This window comes from Streptomyces sp. NPDC000151, from assembly GCF_040301705.1.
Taxonomy (GTDB): domain Bacteria; phylum Actinomycetota; class Actinomycetes; order Streptomycetales; family Streptomycetaceae; genus Streptomyces.
On sequence record NZ_JBEPFC010000154.1, the window covers coordinates 1 to 17322 of the forward strand.

The following is a 17322-nucleotide window of genomic DNA, read 5'->3' on the forward strand; positions in this document are numbered from 1 at the left end:
GGCGCAGCTCGGCGACGGCGGCGGCGACCGGGCGGGCGCGGCGGTAGGAGCGGGTGGAGGTCATCGCGTCGAAGGCGTCGGCGACCGCGACCACCCGGGCGAATTCGGGGATCTCGCGCCCCCGGAGGCCGTACGGGTAGCCCTTGCCGTCCATGCGTTCGTGGTGGTGCAGGATCGCGGCCCTGGCCTCGCCGAGGAATCCGATGCCGCGGACGATCTCGTGGCCGTACTCCGGGTGCAGTTCGATGACGCGGCGCTCTTCGGAGGTGAGCGGGCCGTCCTTCTGGAGCAGTCGGGTGGGCACGCCGAGCTTGCCGACGTCGTGCAGGATGCCGGCGAAGCGCAGTACTTCGAGGCGGTCCTCGGCCATGCCCAGCTCGCGGGCGATCATCACCGAGGCGCGGCCGACGCGTTCGCTGTGGCCGCGGGTGTAGCGGTCCTTGAGGTCGACGGCCTGCACGAGGGCGCGGATGGTGGCCTGGTGCGCCGCGCGCTCGCGGTGGTACTGCGCGAAGACCCAGCAGGAGATGTACATGGGCAGCAGGACCAGGAGCGCGGCGGCGGGCCCGTAGGAGCTGCGCCAGAGGACGGCCATCATCAGCCCGGCCAGGCCGTGCACCAGGTGCGGGGCGAGCGAGCGGAGCAGCAGGCCGCGCCAGGCGGTGCGCGGCGAGTGCCGCTCGGCGGCGACGAGGACGCCGCCGTCCAGGACCGCCAGGACGGCGCAGAAGGCCGTCGTGGCGGCCGCGGCGGGCAGCAGCGCGTAGGGGAATTCGGGGGTGAGGACGGCGCGGCTGCCGCCCGCGCCGAAGACCTGCGCCGCGGCCCAGGCGGCCAGGGCCAGTTCGGCGGCGTGCCAGACGCGGCGGGCGGCGGCGGAGCGCTCCGCGGTACCGGAGAGGAGCGCGCCGGGGAGGACCACCAGGGCGGCAGCGGCGGGCGGCAGCAGGAAGACCCCGGCGAGCAGCACGGGGCAGCCCCACCGGGGCGGCATGCCGTCGCCGTGCCCCGGCGCGCCGCCGGCCGAGGTGCGGCCACCGGTCAGCGGGCAGTTGCGCATCCGCTCGCAGGCGGCGTAGAGCACGGCGAGCAGGGCCACGGTGGGCCAAGGCGTGCCCGCGGCGGGCAGGGCGGCGGGGGCGGCACAGCCGGCCGCCGCCAGGACAGCACATCCGATGTACGCGTACGCGCCCACGGGCAGCTGCCGCATGGCGCCCTCCTCCCCGCACCGAGCGTGTCGCTTCAGGTCCGGTGAGCTTAGAAGGCGTGGGCGGCGCGTGCGGGCGCATCCGGGGATTGGGTGGGGCTCGTCCGCCCGCCCTCACCCGATGGAGTGACCCGGCGCGTTATTCGGCGCGCGCCGCCTCGGTGCGTGCATCGGTTTCGGTCGGTCCGGCCTGGTGCCCGGGTCCCTCGGCGGCCGCCGATTCCTGCGCCTGTTCCAGCACGCTCTTCTCGGGCACGGCCTCGCCGGACCGGATCAGCTCGATCCGTCCCATGACCTTCGAGCGCAGGTCGGTGGGGACGTCGTCGTGGCCGCAGCAGCGCTTGACGAGCTTCTTGACCGCCTGTTCGAGGCCGTACTTCTCCAGGCAGGGCGAGCACTCGTCGAAGTGCTCCTCGAACTTCGTGCACTCCCCGTCCGGCATCTCGCGGTCGAGATACTCGTACAGGTGGTCAAGGACCTGGGAGCAGTCCGTCTCGTGCGGGTCTCCGCAGCTCATGATGTGGAGCCTTTCCGATCGTGCGACTCCGTCGTCGCAGCGCCCGCTCCGGCCGGGACCAGCCCGCGGTCCCGGGCGTAGTCCTCGAGCATGCCGCGCAGCTGTCGGCGGCCACGGTGCAGGCGGGACATCACCGTGCCGATGGGAGTTCCCATGATGTCGGCGATCTCCTTGTAGGCAAACCCCTCCACGTCCGCGAGGTACACCGCTATGCGGAATTCCTCGGGAATCGCCTGCAGGGCTTCCTTCACGTCGGAGTCCGGCAGGTGGTCCAGCGCCTGCGACTCGGCGGAGCGCAGTCCGGTCGACATGTGCGACTCGGCGCGCGCCAGCTGCCAGTCCTCGATCTCCTCGGCCGCGCTGCGCTGCGGCTCCCGCTGCTTCTTGCGGTAGGAGTTGATGAAGGTGTTGGTCAGGATGCGGTACAGCCACGCCTTGAGGTTGGTGCCCTCACGGAACTGGTGGAAGGACGCGTACGCCTTGGCATACGTCTCCTGTACCAGGTCCTCGGCGTCCGCGGGATTGCGCGTCATGCGCAGCGCGGCGGAGTACATCTGGTCCAGGAAAGTGAGTGCGTCGCGCTCGAAACGCGCATTGCGCTCGGTCTCCGACTCGCCCTTCGTCTCCGTACGGGCAGCCTCCGCTCGGCCCTCGTTACGTCCTTGTGCCGTGCCGTCGGTCCCTGCGTCGGTACCGGTGACCGGACCCACCTCCTCCAACACCGTGCCGGATCCGGATGCGGATCCGCTCGAATCGGAGAATAGACGACGATCCCGTACCACCGCCGCTCCAGCCGTGACGTGGTGTCCCGCGTGGAGCTGCGCCGGCTCCGGCACAGTCCAGCTGGAGCCCTGCGGTCGGGCCGGGCATGCGATCCCCATGCGGTGGACTCCCATTCCTCGTGCGTACCTGCCTACGCCACCGACAACAGGGCGGGGGCGCCGTGCATTCCCGTGTCCCTCCGGAAGGCCGCGCCGGTCAGTCGGGCAGCCCGACGAGCCACTCGGCGGCCGCCTCCACGATCAGCATGAGGGCCTCGTCCTGGCCGATGGGGGCCTTCTTGGGCACGGCGAAGCCGTGATCGGCGTGCGGCACCTCGACGATCTCGGTGCCCTCGGGGAACTCCTCGGGGCGCCCGAAGGGGTCGCGGCCGCCCTGGACGACCAGGGTGGGCACGCCGGCGCCGGTGAGCTCGTCGGCACGGGACTTCTCGGGCTTGCCCGGCGGGTGCAGCGGGAAGCTCAGGGCGAGGACGGCGTGCGCGCCGAGTTCGTGCGCCGTACGGCAGGCCACCCGCGCCCCGGCACTGCGCCCGCCCGCGACGACCGGCAGCCCGGGCTTCCGCAGCGCGGGCCACAGCGCCGTCCAGGCCGCGTCCAGGGTCTTCGGCGCGGGCGCCAGCTTCTTGCCCGCCACCCGCCAGGGCTGCTCGACGAGCGCGACCGTGACGCCGCGCTCCGGCAGCGCCGCGGCTAGCGCCGCCAGGTCCCGCGCCTCGATGCCGCCGCCCGCGCCGTGGCTCACGGCGAGCACCGTGCGTGCGTCCTGGGCGTGGTGCCAGGTGATCCGGGCCTCGCCCGCCGGTGTGCCGACCGTCTCGCTCTCACTCATGGGGCCATCCTGCCCCGGCGGCGGCGCCCGCACGGCACGGTCAGAAGAGCGTTTCCTCCTCGGGCGCCGCCAGCTCCTTCACCAGTTCGGGGCTGTTGTTGCGGACGTTGCTGACCTCCGTGGAGACGGGGTAGGCGCGCATCATCCCGGCGGGCGGCGGCGCGAGCAGCTCGCGCAGCTCCTCGATGTCCGTGGTGGCCGGGTCCAGCCAGGCGTCCCAGCGGTCCGGCGGCAGGACCAGCGGCATCCGGGGGTGGATGTCGGCGAGCGACCGCGGGCCCGCGGCACCGGACGCGCCGGCCAGCGGCGTGGTCTCGGCGGCCGTGGTGACCACCGTGCAGGTCGCCCACCACGCCTGCGGGTGGTCCGGCGGCAGCGTCGGGTCGCGCCAGAACTCGTACAGCCCGGCCATCGCCATCACGGCGCCGTCGGCCGGCGTGACGAAGTACGGCTGCTTGCGGGCGCGCTTCTTGCGCCCCTGCTCCTCCAGCTGCCGCTCCCCGGAACCCGTCACCCACTCGAAATAGCCGTCGCCGGGGAGCAGGCAGCGGCGGGCCGCGAAGGGCCGCCTGAAGGACGGCTTCTCGTGGACCGTCTCCGCCCTGGCGTTGATCATCTTCACGCCGACGTCGGGTGATTTCGCCCACGACGGCACCAGGCCCCACTTCAAAGGCCGCAGCTGGCGAACCGGTCGCCGCTCCTCGGCGTCTTTGACGGGGCGTTCGAGCACCGCGTAGACGTTCTTGGTGGGGGCGACATTCCAGTCGGGTGCCAGGGTTTCCTCGGGCTCCCACTTCTCGACCTCGAAGATCCCCACCAGATCCTCGGGCCGCCTGCTCGCCGCATACCGTCCGCACATGTATGCCACAGTGCCATGGCACAGCAAGGGGAGAGATGGACACCGACCACATCACCGACGTATGGGACCGGGTTTTCGCCACACAGCCCGATCCGTCGTTCTGGCTGGTCCTGGCCACGGCCGTGGTCGCACTGGCGGTGGTGCTCCCCTACAGCGCCTGGCGGATATCCCGTAACGCCATCACGATCGCGCACGAGGGCGGGCACGGCCTCGTGGCCCTGCTGAGCGGCCGGAAGCTGGACGGCATCCGGCTGCACTCGGACACCTCCGGGCTGACCGTCAGCCGTGGCAAGCCGCACGGCCTCGGCATGATCCTGACCGCAGCGGCCGGCTACACGGCCCCCTCGCTGCTCGGCCTGGCCGGTGCCGCGCTGCTCGCCGCCGGCCACATCACGGCCCTGCTGTGGGGCGCGACGGCCCTGCTGCTGGCGATGCTGGTGATGACGCGGAACGCGTACGGCGTCCTCACGGTGGTGCTCGCCGGCGCCGCGTTCTTCCTGGTCTCCTGGCTGACCACCGCGGAGGTGCAGGCGGCGTTCGCGTACGCGGTGGTGTGGTTCCTGCTGCTGGGCGGGGTGCGGCCGCCGTTCGAGATCCAGGGGAAGCGCAGACGCTCCGGAGGCCGCGTGGACTCCGACCCGGATCAGCTCGCCCGCCTGACGAACGTGCCGGCCGCGGTCTGGCTCGGCCTCTTCCACGTGGTGGCGCTCTGCTCGCTGATCGGCGGCGGCCGGTGGCTGCTGCAGCTGTGAGCCGGTGGCTGCCGCAGGTGAGACATACGCGGCGCCGCTTTACCAGTGCCATGTTTCGTACAGGTTGCACCCCATTTGATCAAGATCCGCACCTCTGGTGAGCCATTAAAGTGAGCTACATGACCGAGAGCCCCGCACACTCCGCCCTCTGGCCGGCCCCCACCGCTCCCGGGGCGGTCGACGCGACCGTCACCGTGCCCGGTTCCAAGTCGGTCACCAACCGTGGCCTGGTCCTGGCCGCGCTCTCCTCCGAGCCCGGCTGGCTGCGCCGCCCGCTGCGCTCCCGCGACACCCTCCTGATGGCCCAGGCGCTGCGCACCATGGGCGTGGGCATCGAGGAGACCATCTCCTCCAACTCCTCCCCCGCCGGCGAGCCCGACGGCACCGGCGAGGCATGGCGCGTGATCCCCGCGGGCCTGCACGGCCCCACCACCGTCGACGTCGGCAACGCCGGTACGGTCATGCGCTTCCTGCCGCCGGTCGCGGCGCTGGCCGACGGCCCGGTCCGGTTCGACGGCGACCCCCGTTCGTACGAGCGTCCGCTGGGCGGCGTCATCGAGGGACTGCGCGCCCTCGGCGCCCGCATCGACGACGACAACCGCGGCGCCCTCCCGATGACGGTGCACGGCACCGGCGGTCTGGACGGCGGCCGGGTCGAGATCGACGCGTCCTCCTCCTCGCAGTTCGTCAGCGCCCTGCTGCTGTCCGCGCCGCGCTTCAACCAGGGCGTGGAGGTACGGCACGTGGGCGACACGCTGCCGTCCATGCCGCACATCCGGATGACCGTGGACATGCTGCGGATCGCCGGCGCGCAGGTGGACACGCCCGAGTCCGGCGGCGAGCCGAACGTCTGGCGGGTCACCCCGGGCGCCCTGCTGGGCCGCGACCTGATCGTCGAGCCGGACCTGTCCAACGCGCAGCCGTTCCTGGCCGCCGCGCTGATCACCGGCGGCCGGGTCACCATCCCGGACTGGCCCGAGCACACCACTCAGCCGGGCGACGCGCTGCGCGAGATCTTCACCGAAATGGGCGGTTCCTGCGAGCTGACCGAGCAGGGGCTGACTTTCAAGGGCAGCGGTCGCGTCCACGGCATCGACATCGACCTGAGCGAGGTCGGCGAGCTGACCCCGGGCATCGCGGCGGTCGCGGCCCTCGCGGACTCCGAGTCCGTGCTGCGCGGCGTCGCCCACCTGCGGCTGCACGAGACCGACCGGCTCGCGGCGCTCACCAAGGAGATCAACGGCCTCGGCGGCGACGTCACCGAGACCGCCGACGGCCTGCACATCCGGCCGCGCCCGCTGCACGGCGGCGTCTTCCACACGTACGACGACCACCGCATGGCCACCGCCGGCGCGCTGCTCGGCCTGGCCGTCAAGGGCGTCGAGGTGGAGAACGTCGCGACCACGGCGAAGACCCTGCCCGACTTCCCGGAGATGTGGACGGACATGCTCAGCCCGGCGGTCCCCGCCCGGAGAGCTTGAGAGTCCGCCGCCATGCGCCGCTACGGCAAGCACCCCGACGAGGACGACATCCGGGTACGTCCCAACCCCAAGGGCAACCGTCCCCGTACGAGCATCCGCCCCAAGCACGAGGACGCCAGTGAGGGCCTGGTCCTCACGGTCGACCGCGGCCGCATCACGGTCCTGATCGAGGACCGCGCGGTCACCGCGATGAAGGCGCGTGAGCTGGGCCGCAAGAGCGTGGTGGTCGGCGACCGGGTCATGGTCGTCGGCGACCTCACCGGCGCCAAGGACACCCTCGCCCGCATCGTGCGGGTCCAGCCGCGCACGTCCGTGCTGCGGCGCACGGCCGATGACGACGATCCGTTCGAGCGGGTGGTGGTCGCCAACGCCGACCAGCTGGCGATCGTCACCGCGCTCGCCGACCCCGAGCCGCGGCCCCGGCTGATCGACCGCTGCCTGGTCGCTGCGTACGACGCGGGGCTGGCACCGCTGCTCGTACTCACCAAGTCCGACCTGGCGTCACCGGACACGCTGCTGGAGTCCTACGGCGCGCTGGGCGTCCCGTACGTCGTCACCAACCGCGACGAGCTGACCGACGGCGCCGCGGCCGACCGGGTGCGCGAGCGGCTGACCGACCGGATCACGGCCTTCGTCGGCCACTCGGGGGTGGGCAAGACCACGCTGGTCAACTCCCTGGTACCGGCGCGGAAGCGGGCCACCGGACACGTCAACGCGGTCACCGGGCGCGGCCGGCACACGACCACCTCGGCGCTGGCGCTGCCGCTGCCGGACGACCGGGGCTGGGTGATCGACACGCCCGGCGTGCGGTCCTTCGGGCTGCACCACATCGACCCCTCGCGGGTCATCAACGCCTTCCCCGACCTGGTACCGGGCACCGCGGAGTGCCCGCGCGCCTGCAGCCACGACGAGCCGGACTGTGCGCTGGATCAGTGGGTGGCCGACGGACACGCCGACCCGGCCCGGCTCTACTCGCTGCGCCGGCTGCTGGCCACCCGGGAGCGGCGCGAGGGCGACTGACGGACCGCGGGAGCGGGGCGGCCGATGCGAAAAGGTGGCTGCCGCGAGCCCTTGGTAACTGCATAATCACATCAGGACAGGGCGAAGCGGTCACCGAACCGACGGAGGCAAACTGATGGCGTGGCTGCTCGTCGTGGTGGCGGGACTTCTGGAGACGGGCTTCGCGGTGTGTCTGAAGCTCTCGCACGGCTTCACGCGGCTGTGGCCCACGATCGCCTTCTGCGCCTTCGCGCTCGGCAGCTTCGGCCTGCTGACCCTCTCCCTGAAGAAGCTGGACGTGGGTCCGGCGTACGCGGTGTGGACCGGGCTCGGCGCTGCCGGCACGGCGGTGTACGGCATGGTCTTCCTCGGCGACGTGGTGTCGACCTTGAAGATCATCTCGATCACGCTGGTCATCGCCGGCGCGATCGGGCTGCAGTTCTCGGGCTCGGCGCACTGACCCGTACTCCCGGTCAGTACGTACCGGTCAGCGCGCGGCCGGGTGGCGCGGCAGGCCCGCGAACGCGCTGCGGACCAGCCGCCCGACCTCCTCGGGATCGGCGGGCGCGACCACGCAGGACAGGGTGAGCCGGACCGCCGTTGTGCAGGCAGTCCCCAGCTCGGTCAGCTCCTCCTTGGGCCAGTCCGCCTCCAGCGCCGCCACCGCCCGGTCGCTGAACCGGCCGACCAGCTCGCTCGGCCCGGGCAGCGGCGCCTCGACGGGCGGCGGCACCACGGGGAAGCCCGTGCGGGGTCCGGGCACGGGCAGCGGGAGCGACTGGTCGGCGGGCGAGGGCAGCCGCTCGTTCCAGCAGCCGGTCAGCACGGCCCGTACGAGGGGGTTGGCGCGGGCGGTACGCAGCGTCCAGTCGGCCGCCGCGGCCAGCCTGGCCTGGGCTTCTTCGGGCAGCGCCGGCGCCCGGCCCGTCGCGTCGGCGGCCGGTCCGGGGCCGGCGGGCGGCTCGCCCGCCGCGGGCCGGGACAGGATGCGCTCCACGCCCGCCAGATACCCCTCGGTCTCGCGGCGCACCAGGGCGCGGGCGAGCCCCTGTTTGCTGCCGAACTCGTTGTAGAGGGTCTGCCGGGAGACTCCCGCCGCGGCGGCGACATCGACCATCCGGACGCCTGCCCAGGGCCGTACTTCGAGCGCCGCGTAGGCGGCGTCCAGTAAGGAATCACGCGCTGCGGGCATCGTTGCCTCCCAGGCCGTCGCGCCCATATGGCCGGTGTGCGCACAGAATTGACGCCCCACCAGATGGTGTCAAGGGTCCGGACCAAAGGTCTGCCGACGGGTGCGGAGGGGGTTTCCGGAAGTCGCCACGTTCCGCGACGAGTGCGGGATTTTCCGTGCTCAGGTACCGGGAAAGATAGTGTTCGCACATGGCCGACTACCACGATGATCTCCGTCTCGCCCACGTCCTCGCGGACGCCGCGGACGCCGCGACCATGGAACGGTTCAAGGCGCTCGACCTGAAGGTCGAGACGAAACCGGACATGACGCCCGTGAGCGAGGCGGACAAGGCGGCCGAAGAGCTCATCCGCGGCCACCTCGCACGTGCCCGGCCGCGCGACGCGGTGCTCGGCGAGGAGTTCGGCTCCGAGGGGTCCGGGCCGCGTCGCTGGATCATCGACCCGATCGACGGCACGAAGAACTACGTGCGCGGGGTGCCCGTGTGGGCCACCCTGATCGCCCTGATGGAGCGCGGCGAGGGCGGCGACCGTCCGGTCGTCGGCGTGGTCTCCGCGCCCGCGCTGCACCGCCGCTGGTGGGCCGCCGAGGGGCTGGGCGCCTACACCGGCCGCAGCCTGACCTCAGCCCAGCGTCTCCAGGTGTCGAGCGTCGGGCGCATCCAGGACGCGTCGTTCGCCTACTCCTCGCTCACCGGCTGGGAGGAGCGCGGCACGCTGGGCGGCTTCCTGGACCTCTCGCGGGAGGTGTGGCGGACCCGCGCGTACGGCGACTTCTGGCCCTACATGATGGTGGCCGAAGGTTCCGTGGACATCTGCGCCGAGCCGGAGCTGTCGCTCTGGGACATGGCGGCCTGCGCCGTGGTCGTGCAGGAGGCCGGCGGGCGCTTCACGGGCCTGGACGGGGCCCCGGGCCCGCACAGCGGCAACGCGGCGGCCTCCAACGGGCTGCTGCACGAGGACCTGCTGACCTACCTGCGGGACTGACCGCCCTCTCGCGGCCACTCCCGCAGATCTTCAAACGGCGCTTTGGGGCGCGTGACCGGCAGACCGGTCCTCACGCGCCCCTTGTCGCCCGCCGTGGAGCATGTGAACATGAGAATCCCCCCGCTTGTGCATTTGTGAAAACTTTCTCCAGGCGCTTCCGGCGCCGGAATGTCCTTTGCGGGGTCTCACCAAGGAGGTGGCTCCACTCCATGCCCATGTACGTCCGCGACGCCATGAGCACGGTGGTCCTCACCATCGGGCCCGCACACACTCTCCGGCAGGCAGCACACTTGATGGCGGCACGGCGCGTCGGCGCGGCCGTCGTCCTGGACGCCGACGCCGGTGGACTCGGCATTCTCACCGAGCGCGACATCCTCAATTCCCTCGGCGCCGGGGAGAACCCCGACTACGAAGCCGCAGGGACCCACACCACCACGGACGTGGTCTTCGCCGCTCCGGAGTGGACCCTGGACGAGGCCGCCACCGCGATGGTGCACGGCGGCTTCCGCCACTTGATCGTCCTGGACGACCGGGAGCCGGTGGGCGTGGTGTCCGTACGCGACATCATGCGCTGCCGCTCGACCGCCCGGGAACGGGCGACGGCGATACTGGCCTGACGCGGACCCCTGCGGCCTGACGCGGGCCGGCGCGGCCTGGCCCACGGCGGCCCGGCATGGGCCGGCGCGGGCGGGCGCGGGCCGGCGCGCGTCGGAAAAGCCGAGGAGGCCGGCCGCCCGAGGGCAGCCGGCCTCCTCTGTCCGGGGTGAAGGGGCCCCGGAAGACGCGGTCCGCGCAGTGGTGACGGGTCAGCCGCGCAGGGCCTGGACCGCGGCCTCCAGTCGCTTGCCGTAGTCCGCGTCCGCCTTGCGGAAGTTCTCGATGGCGCGCTGCGCGATGTCGTCGCGCGAGACCTTCGAGATGAACCCCGCGAGGTTGCTGACCAGGCGCTCCTTCTCGTCCTCCGACATCAGGCGGTAGAGGTTGCCCGCCTGCACGAAGTCGTCGTCCTCGGCGTGCGAGGGCGCCGCGGTCTTGCCGGAGTCACCGCTGACCGGCAGCGGCTCCCACAGCGGACGGCCGGTCTCGACCGGACCGCCGAAGCTGTTCGGCTCGTAGTTCTTCTGGCCCGCGTGGCGGCCGTCGTACAGCGCGCCGTCCCGGCCGTGGGTGCGCGCCTCGGCGGCGTGCGGGCGGTTCACCGGCAGGTGGTCGGCGTTGATGCCGACGCGGTAGCGGTGGGCGTCGCCGTACGCGAAGAGGCGGCCCTGCAGCATCTTGTCCGGCGAAGGGCCGATGCCCGGCACGAAGTGGTGCGGGGAGAAGATCGACTGCTCGACCTCGGCGAAGATGTTCTGCGGGTTGCGGTTCAGCTCCAGCTTGCCGATCTCGATGACCGGGTAGTCCGCCTTCGGCCAGACCTTGGTCAGGTCGAACGGGTTGAAGCGGTAGTTCGCCGCCTCCGAGGCAGGCATGATCTGCACGCCGACGGTCCAGCTCGGGAAGTCGCCGCGCTCGATCGACTCACGCAGGTCCCGCTGGTGGCTGTCGGGGTCCTCACCGGCGAGCTTGTTGGCCTCGTCCTGGGTGAGGCACTTGATGCCCTGGTCGGTCTTGAAGTGGTACTTGACCCAGAAGACCTCGCCGGCCTCGTTGTTCCACTGGAACGTGTGCGAGCCGAAGCCGTCCATGTGGCGGTAGGACGCGGGGATGCCGCGGTCACCGAAGAGCCAGGTCACCTGGTGGGTGGACTCCGGGCTCAGACCCCAGAAGTCCCAGACGTTGTCCGCCTCCTGCGAGCCGGTGTACGGGTCGCGCTTCTGGGTGTGGATGAAGTCCGGGAACTTGATGGCGTCCTTGATGAAGAACACCGGGGTGTTGTTGCCGACGAGGTCGTAGTTGCCCTCTTCGGTGTAGAACTTCAGCGCGAAGCCGCGGGGGTCACGCACCGCGTCCGCCGCGCCGAGGTTGCCCGCGACGGTCGAGAAGCGGAGGAACGTCTCGGTCTGCTTGCCGACCTGGGAGAGGAACTTCGCGCGGGTGTACTTCGTCACGTCCGCGGTCACGGTGAACGTGCCGTACGCACCGGCGCCGCGGGCGTGCACGATCCGCTCCGGGATGCGCTCACGGTTGAAGTGCGCGAGCTTCTCGATCAGCTGCTGGTCCTGAATCAGGCCGGGGCCGCCGATGCCGGCCGTCTCGCTGTTCTGGTTGTCCGCGACCGGAGCACCGGTCTCCGTGGTCAGCGGTCCGGTGCTGCTTTCTACCGACACGTGCGCCTCCTGTGTAAATACCTGCCCTTGGCTTGCGCCGCAACCGATCTTACATTGGACAATGTCTAAGTCAAGAAGGATGAGAAATCCGTACCCGATCCGGTCATGGACCACCACTGGTACCCTGGCTCATATCTGACTGATGGGTGATTGGCATGAGTGACCTGCTCGAACGACTCCGGGGACGCGGCTGGCGGCTGACCGCACAGCGTCGCGTCGTCGCCGAGGTCCTGGACGGGGACCACGTCCACTACACCGCCGACGAGGTGCACGCGCGGGCGACCGAGCTGCTGCCGGAGATCTCCCGCGCCACCGTCTACAACACGCTCGGCGAGCTCGTGCTGCTCGGCGAGGTGCTGGAGGTCAGCACGGACGGCCGGGCGAAGCGGTACGACCCCAACGCCCACCACGACCATCACCACCTGGTCTGCTCGCAGTGCGGCACGATCCGTGACGTCCACATCGCGAGCGACCCGATCAGCGCCCTGCCCGAGCCGGAACGATTCGGCTTCGAGGTCTCGGAGGTCTCGGTCACCTATCGCGGCACATGCCCGAACTGCGCTCGCGCCTGACCCGTACGCCGCCACGGCACCTCCTCTCCGCTCCGCCGATCATTGCAGCCCGCCGCCTTTCGCGGCGGGCTTTTCGGTATGCCGGGCGCATCCGCGGACGACGCGCATCGGCGCGCGGCACACGGCGGTGCGCGGCGCACGCCTCTTCCAGTTTCTGACGGGCCGTCATATCGTGCCTCGCGCCACGCCCCACGGCTGCCCGGGACCGCCGCGGCAGCCGGTCCGCACTCCGCGAGGAGCACACCGTGGGAGAGCCGCACCCGCCGCACCCGCCGCCCCCGTCCCCCTCCCCAGCCCCGCCCGCCGCTCCGGCCCTGCGCGCCCGTGCGCTCGGCCGCTCCTTCGGCCGCGGCCGCAAGGCGCTGACCGCGCTCGGCCCGCTCGACCTCGACATCGCCGCGGGCGAGTTCGTCTGCCTGGTCGGCCCCTCGGGCTGCGGCAAGTCCACGCTGCTGCGGATCGCCGCCGGACTGCTCCGGCCCGGCACGGGCGAGCTGGAGATCCACGCCACGAGTGCGCGCCCGGCCGCGATGATCTTCCAGGACTACGGCATCTACGACTGGAAGTCCGTACTGGCCAACGTCCGCTTCGGCCTGGACGTGCAGCGCGTGCCCCGCAAGGAGGCCGATGCCCGCGCCCGCTCCTGGCTGGCCCGCATGGGCCTCGCGGAGTTCGCCGACGCCTACCCGGCGGCGCTCTCCGGCGGCATGCGCCAGCGCGTGGCCATCGCCCGCGCCCTCGCCGTGGAGCCCGAGCTGCTGCTCATGGACGAGCCGTTCGCCGCCCTGGACGCCCAGCTGCGCACGATCCTGCAGGACGAGCTGCTGGACCTCACCCAGCACACCCGTACCACCACGCTCTTCATCACGCACAGCCTCGAAGAGGCGCTCGTCCTCGGCGACCGGGTTCTGGTGATGTCCGCCCGTCCCGGCCGCGTCATCGCCGAGCGCCGCCCACCGTTCGGCCGCCCCCGTAGCGGAGCGGTGCGCAGCGCTCCGGAGTTCACCGCGCTCAAGGCCGAGCTGTGGGAGCTGCTGCGCGGCGAGGTCGACGCCCGCTCCGGTACGGGCGCGTACTCCGGTACGGGCACGCGCTCCGGTACGGGCACGGATCCGCGCCCCGGTACCGGCACGGAGGCGGTGCCCGCATGACGCTCACCGACCGCTCCGTACCGCGCGAGACCGTCCTCGTGCGCCGCCCCGGCCCTCAGGAGCTGCGTCCGCAGCGCACGTACAGGCGCCGCCGCACCCTTGAAGCGGCGCTCGCCCTCGCCGTCCCGGCCGCCCTGGTGCTGCTGTGGCAGCTCGCCGCCGTACAGGGCTGGATCGACGCCCGTATCTATCCGGCGCCCGGCACCATCCTGGCCGACGGCTGGGACCGGGCGCTGGCCGGTGCCCTGTGGCCGGACGTGTGGGCCACCCTGCGACGGGTCCTCGCGGGCTATGCCGTCGGCGCCGTGGCGGGCTACGCGCTGGGCCTCCTCATGGGCTCCCTCGCCCTGGTGCGCGCCGCCCTGGAGCCGCTGCTGGACGCCCTGTACGTCGTACCGAAGCTGGCCCTGCTGCCGGTCTTCCTGAACATGTTCGGACTCGGCGAAGGGCCGCAGGTCGCGCTGGTCGCGGCCACCGTCTTCTTCTTCGTGTGGATCTCCACCATGGCGGCGGTACTGGCCGTGCCGGCCGGGCACCGCGACGCGGGCCGGGTCTTCGGCGCGAGCCCCTGGCAGATGTTCCGGCATGTCCTGCTGCCCGCCTCCCTGCCCGCCGTGCTGGTCGGGGCCCGGATCGCGGCGGGGGTGGCGGTCCTGGTGATCGTCGCGTCGGAACAGATCGCCGCCGCCGACGGGCTCGGCCACCTGATCTTCGACTCACGGGCGCTGTTCCAGAACGACGTGATGTTCGTCGGGATCGTCTGCGTCGCCGTCCTGGGCGTGCTCTTCTCCGAACTGGTGCGCCTGGCCGGCCGGTTCCTCACCCCCTGGGCACCGCGCGACCGCGGCCGCTCCCGAGGCTGACCCGGCCCGCCCCTCCCCTACTCGGTACCCGGAGGCCCCATGCGCCGTCCTCTCATCGCGCTCGCCGCCGCCCTGGCCCTGCTCACCGGATGCGCCGCCCAGGAGGCCGGCGGCAGGCCCGCGAAGCCCCGTACGATCACGCCCGTCGCCGGCTGCGGCGCGCACGCCTGGACCGACCCCGCCGACCTCGCGAAGGACCGCCGCCCTGCCCGCTGCGACAAGGGAGCGCCGGCCGCCCGGCCGCTGAAGAAGAAGCGTTCGCTCACGATCGCCACCGGCACCCTGAACGCCGAGTACGTCGCGCCCGTCCGGCTGGCGCTCGCCAAGGGCGAGTTCGCGAAGGAGGGCCTGGACGTCCACCTCAAGGTGCTGCCCACGCCCGAGGCGCTGCCGCTGCTGGCCAAGGGCGACCTGGACGTGCTGTGGGCGGCGCCGGAGGCCGCCGTCCTCAATGGCATCGCCGGCGGCTTCGACATCCGCTGGGTGGCCGGGAACTTCTCCCCCGACCCGCGCTCCAAGAGCGGCCTGTGGGCCCGGCTCCCCGAGGGAGGGACGGCGCGGTCGGTGTCCCTGAAGGGCGCGAGCCTCGGGACCATGATCGGCAAAGGCTCGGTGATCATGTACCCGATGGACCGTTCCTTCGCCCGGCACGGCGCCCGCATGGACTCCGTCACCTTCCAGCAGCTCGGCTCCTCGGACGTGCTGACCGCGCTGACCGGGGGCGGCGTGGACGCCGCCTGGCTGCTGGACCCGGTCTGGCGCACGGTCGACGGCGACAAGAAGTACGCGTTCCTCGGCGGCCAGCCGCAGGGCGAACCGCTCGGCGGCGCCCTGTACGGCCCGAACCTCCTACAGCGGGACCCGGACGCCGGCGTCGCCTTCCTGCGCGCGTACATCCGTACGGTCAACACGTACTTCCGCGGCGACTACAAGGCCGACCGGGCGTTCGCCGCGGAGCTGGCGGGGCTGCTGAAGGTGGACGCCGACGTGCTCACGGCGGTGCCGTCGCTGCGGATGGACTGGGAGATCCGGAAGGGCACCGCCGACCGCCTGCAGCGCGCCTACCGGGACGCGGGGGTCACCAAGGGCCCGCCGATCCCGGAGAACAGGCTCGTGGACCGCTCCTTCTACGCCGAGGCGGTCGGCCACCGGCCGTGAACGGCACGCACACATGACGAAGGCCCGGATCCTTGCGGATCCGGGCCTTCGTTTTTCAGTAGCGGGGACAGGATTTGAACCTGCGACCTCTGGGTTATGAGCCCAGCGAGCTACCGAGCTGCTCCACCCCGCGCCGTTGTGTTCACAACTCTAACCCCAAGCCGACGACCAGCGCAAATCCGTGCCCGCGGCCCCGCGCACCCGGCGTCCGGCCGGCCCCGGAGGACCGGCCGGATCTCATGCGCTCAGCTCCTCCTTGAGCGCGTCCCGCAGCCGGGCGGCACGCTGGGTGACCTCCGGCGGGCCCAGCTCCACGGCCCGCGTGCACCACCGCTCACTCTCCGCGAGCGCGCCCCGGCGGGCCGCCAGCAGGGCGAGACGCAGCGCCGCGCGCCCGTGCCCCGCCTCGGCCGCCCGTGTCCACCACAGGGCGGCCTCCGGGAGGCTGCCCTCGCGGGCCAGCAGCAGCCCGAGGTTGAACGCGGCGTTGCGACTGCCGGCCTCGGCCGCCGCGCGGTACCAGTCGGCGGCCGCGGTCGCGTCGCCCCGGGAGGCGGCGAGCATGCCCATCCGGACCTGGGCGCCGCGGTGCCCCTGCCCGGCGGCGCGCTCGTACCACTGCTCGCTCTCGCCGCCGGACTCCTCCGGGCCGCTGGCCTCGCGGTCCAGCAGCGCGGCGAGCCGATAGGCCGCCTCGGCGCTGCCCGCCTCCGCCGCCCCGCGCAGATGGCGCTCGGCGTCCTGCCACTCGCCGTCCCGCAGCAGGGACAGGGCCGCCTGGAGCGCGGCCTCCGTGTGCCCGGCCTCGGCGGCCTGCTCGTACCACTTGCGGGAGGTGCGCTCGGCGCCCCGGCCCGCGTGCAGGATGCCGAGGTTGAACGCGGCGTCCACGCTGCCGGCCTCGGCCGCCTTGGAGAACCACGGCTCGGCGCCGGACGCGTCACCGCGCTGCAGCAGCAGTACGGCGAGCGCGTTGGCCGCCTCCCGGTGGCCCGCGTAGGCGGCCCGGCGGTACCACTGCTCGCTGCGGCCGTCGCGGCCCTGCTGGGCGCAGAGCAGGCCGATGTTGTACGCGCCGTTGACGTCGCCGGCCTCCAGCGCCGCGCGGTACCAGCGCTCGGCGGTCTGCAGCTCGCCGCGGTCGGCGTGCAGTGCGCCCAGGGCGTTGGCGGCGTTGCCGTCGCCGTCCTGCGCCGCCCGGCGCCACCACTCCGCCGCGCTCTCCTCGTCGCCCGCGTCCTTCAGGAGGAAGCCGAGCGCGCACGCGGCGCGCGGCTCGCCGTCCTTGGCCGCGATGAGGTACCAGCGCCCGGCCTCCTTGAGCTCGCCGCGCTCCTCCAGGAGCGTGCCGAGGTGCAGCGCCGCCCTGCGGTGCCCGCGGGCCGCGGCCTGGCGGTACCACTGCTCGGCCGCAGCGCGCGGCTCGGCGTGCTCGCCGTACGCGGTGCCGTCGGCCTCGCGCTCGTCCAGAATGCGCGCGAGGCGGTACGCCGCTTCGCGGTGGCCGCGCTCGGCGGCGGCCACGAACCACTGCTCGGCGCCCTCCTCACCGCGGTGGTCGAGCAGGTCGGCGAGGGCGTAGGCGCCCAGGCAGTGACCGGACTCGGCGGCCTGGCGCAGCCAGTACTCGGCGGCGGGCTCGTCGCCGCGCTCGCGGTAGTGCCGGCCGAGCGCGTGCGCCGCGGCGGCGGAGCCGGCGACGGCGGC

18 protein-coding genes and 1 tRNA gene are annotated in these 17322 nt (G+C 72.6%); 10 read left to right on the forward strand and 9 right to left on the reverse strand.

Going from position 1 to position 17322, the window contains the following annotated elements; all coding sequences use genetic code 11:
- The 5 genes from ABT381_RS29950 to ABT381_RS29970 form a co-directional block, all read right to left on the reverse strand.
- A partial coding sequence (locus tag ABT381_RS29950) for an HD-GYP domain-containing protein (RefSeq protein WP_351599713.1) occupies positions 1 to 1210 on the reverse strand: 1210 nt, incomplete at its 3' end.
- Positions 1211 to 1346: 136 nt separating this feature from the next.
- Positions 1347 to 1724, reverse strand: coding sequence for a mycothiol system anti-sigma-R factor (gene rsrA, locus ABT381_RS29955; protein WP_351599714.1), 378 nt, complete (start codon positions 1722 to 1724; stop codon positions 1347 to 1349).
- Positions 1721 to 2434 (reverse strand): sigma-70 family RNA polymerase sigma factor, encoded by a 714-nt coding sequence (locus tag ABT381_RS29960; RefSeq protein ID WP_351599728.1) that lies wholly within the window; start codon positions 2432 to 2434, stop codon positions 1721 to 1723. The genes rsrA and ABT381_RS29960 overlap by 4 nt, the downstream gene beginning before the upstream one ends.
- 268 nt (positions 2435 to 2702) lie before the next feature.
- Positions 2703 to 3335, reverse strand: coding sequence for an alpha/beta hydrolase family protein (locus tag ABT381_RS29965; protein ID WP_351599715.1), 633 nt, complete (start codon positions 3333 to 3335; stop codon positions 2703 to 2705).
- Between the two features lie 40 nt (positions 3336 to 3375).
- Complete coding sequence (locus ABT381_RS29970) at positions 3376 to 4194, reverse strand: SOS response-associated peptidase (RefSeq protein WP_351599716.1); 819 nt, start codon at positions 4192 to 4194, stop codon at positions 3376 to 3378.
- A gap of 35 nt (positions 4195 to 4229) precedes the next feature.
- Here ABT381_RS29970 and ABT381_RS29975 point away from each other — a divergent pair, with 35 nt between their 5' ends.
- From ABT381_RS29975 to ABT381_RS29990, 4 genes are all read left to right on the forward strand, one after another.
- Positions 4230 to 4946 (forward strand): M50 family metallopeptidase, encoded by a 717-nt coding sequence (locus tag ABT381_RS29975; protein ID WP_351599717.1) that lies wholly within the window; start codon positions 4230 to 4232, stop codon positions 4944 to 4946.
- A gap of 119 nt (positions 4947 to 5065) precedes the next feature.
- Positions 5066 to 6427 (forward strand): 3-phosphoshikimate 1-carboxyvinyltransferase, encoded by a 1362-nt coding sequence (gene aroA, locus ABT381_RS29980; RefSeq protein WP_351599718.1) that lies wholly within the window; start codon positions 5066 to 5068, stop codon positions 6425 to 6427.
- Positions 6428 to 6439: 12 nt separating this feature from the next.
- Positions 6440 to 7447, forward strand: a complete 1008-nt coding sequence (rsgA, locus tag ABT381_RS29985; protein WP_351599719.1) for a ribosome small subunit-dependent GTPase A — start codon at positions 6440 to 6442, stop codon at positions 7445 to 7447.
- A gap of 115 nt (positions 7448 to 7562) precedes the next feature.
- Entirely contained in the window at positions 7563 to 7886 is a 324-nt protein-coding gene (locus ABT381_RS29990; RefSeq protein WP_351599720.1) for a DMT family transporter, read from the forward strand.
- A 27-nt stretch (positions 7887 to 7913) separates the two neighbouring features.
- On the opposite strand, the gene ABT381_RS29995 is transcribed toward ABT381_RS29990, so the two are convergent.
- Positions 7914 to 8618 (reverse strand): TetR/AcrR family transcriptional regulator, encoded by a 705-nt coding sequence (locus tag ABT381_RS29995; protein WP_351599721.1) that lies wholly within the window; start codon positions 8616 to 8618, stop codon positions 7914 to 7916.
- A gap of 188 nt (positions 8619 to 8806) precedes the next feature.
- Here ABT381_RS29995 and hisN point away from each other — a divergent pair, with 188 nt between their 5' ends.
- Positions 8807 to 9601: a histidinol-phosphatase gene (gene hisN, locus ABT381_RS30000; RefSeq protein WP_351599722.1), complete on the forward strand. Its 795-nt coding sequence runs from the start codon at positions 8807 to 8809 to the stop codon at positions 9599 to 9601.
- Between the two features lie 215 nt (positions 9602 to 9816).
- Positions 9817 to 10218, forward strand: a complete 402-nt coding sequence (locus tag ABT381_RS30005; protein ID WP_351599729.1) for a CBS domain-containing protein — start codon at positions 9817 to 9819, stop codon at positions 10216 to 10218.
- A gap of 189 nt (positions 10219 to 10407) precedes the next feature.
- Here the strand turns inward: ABT381_RS30005 and ABT381_RS30010 are convergent, their stop codons facing one another.
- The gene (locus tag ABT381_RS30010) at positions 10408 to 11871 is read right to left on the reverse strand and encodes a catalase (RefSeq protein WP_351599723.1); all 1464 of its coding nucleotides are present in this window, start codon (positions 11869 to 11871) and stop codon (positions 10408 to 10410) included.
- 155 nt (positions 11872 to 12026) lie between these two features.
- On the opposite strand from ABT381_RS30010, the gene ABT381_RS30015 reads away from it, so the two are divergent.
- From ABT381_RS30015 to ABT381_RS30030, 4 genes are all read left to right on the forward strand, one after another.
- Entirely contained in the window at positions 12027 to 12443 is a 417-nt protein-coding gene (locus ABT381_RS30015; protein ID WP_351599724.1) for a Fur family transcriptional regulator, read from the forward strand.
- A gap of 314 nt (positions 12444 to 12757) precedes the next feature.
- The gene (locus ABT381_RS30020) at positions 12758 to 13594 is read left to right on the forward strand and encodes an ABC transporter ATP-binding protein (protein WP_351599730.1); all 837 of its coding nucleotides are present in this window, start codon (positions 12758 to 12760) and stop codon (positions 13592 to 13594) included.
- Entirely contained in the window at positions 13591 to 14457 is an 867-nt protein-coding gene (locus ABT381_RS30025) for an ABC transporter permease (protein WP_351599725.1), read from the forward strand. Before ABT381_RS30020 ends, ABT381_RS30025 begins: the two co-directional genes overlap by 4 nt.
- A gap of 39 nt (positions 14458 to 14496) precedes the next feature.
- Complete coding sequence (locus tag ABT381_RS30030) at positions 14497 to 15615, forward strand: ABC transporter substrate-binding protein (protein WP_351599726.1); 1119 nt, start codon at positions 14497 to 14499, stop codon at positions 15613 to 15615.
- A gap of 59 nt (positions 15616 to 15674) precedes the next feature.
- Here the strand turns inward: ABT381_RS30030 and ABT381_RS30035 are convergent.
- A tRNA-Met gene (locus tag ABT381_RS30035) sits at positions 15675 to 15748 on the reverse strand.
- Positions 15749 to 15852: 104 nt separating this feature from the next.
- On the reverse strand, positions 15853 to 17322 hold a 1470-nt coding region (locus tag ABT381_RS30040), incomplete at its 5' end, for a tetratricopeptide repeat protein (RefSeq protein WP_351599727.1).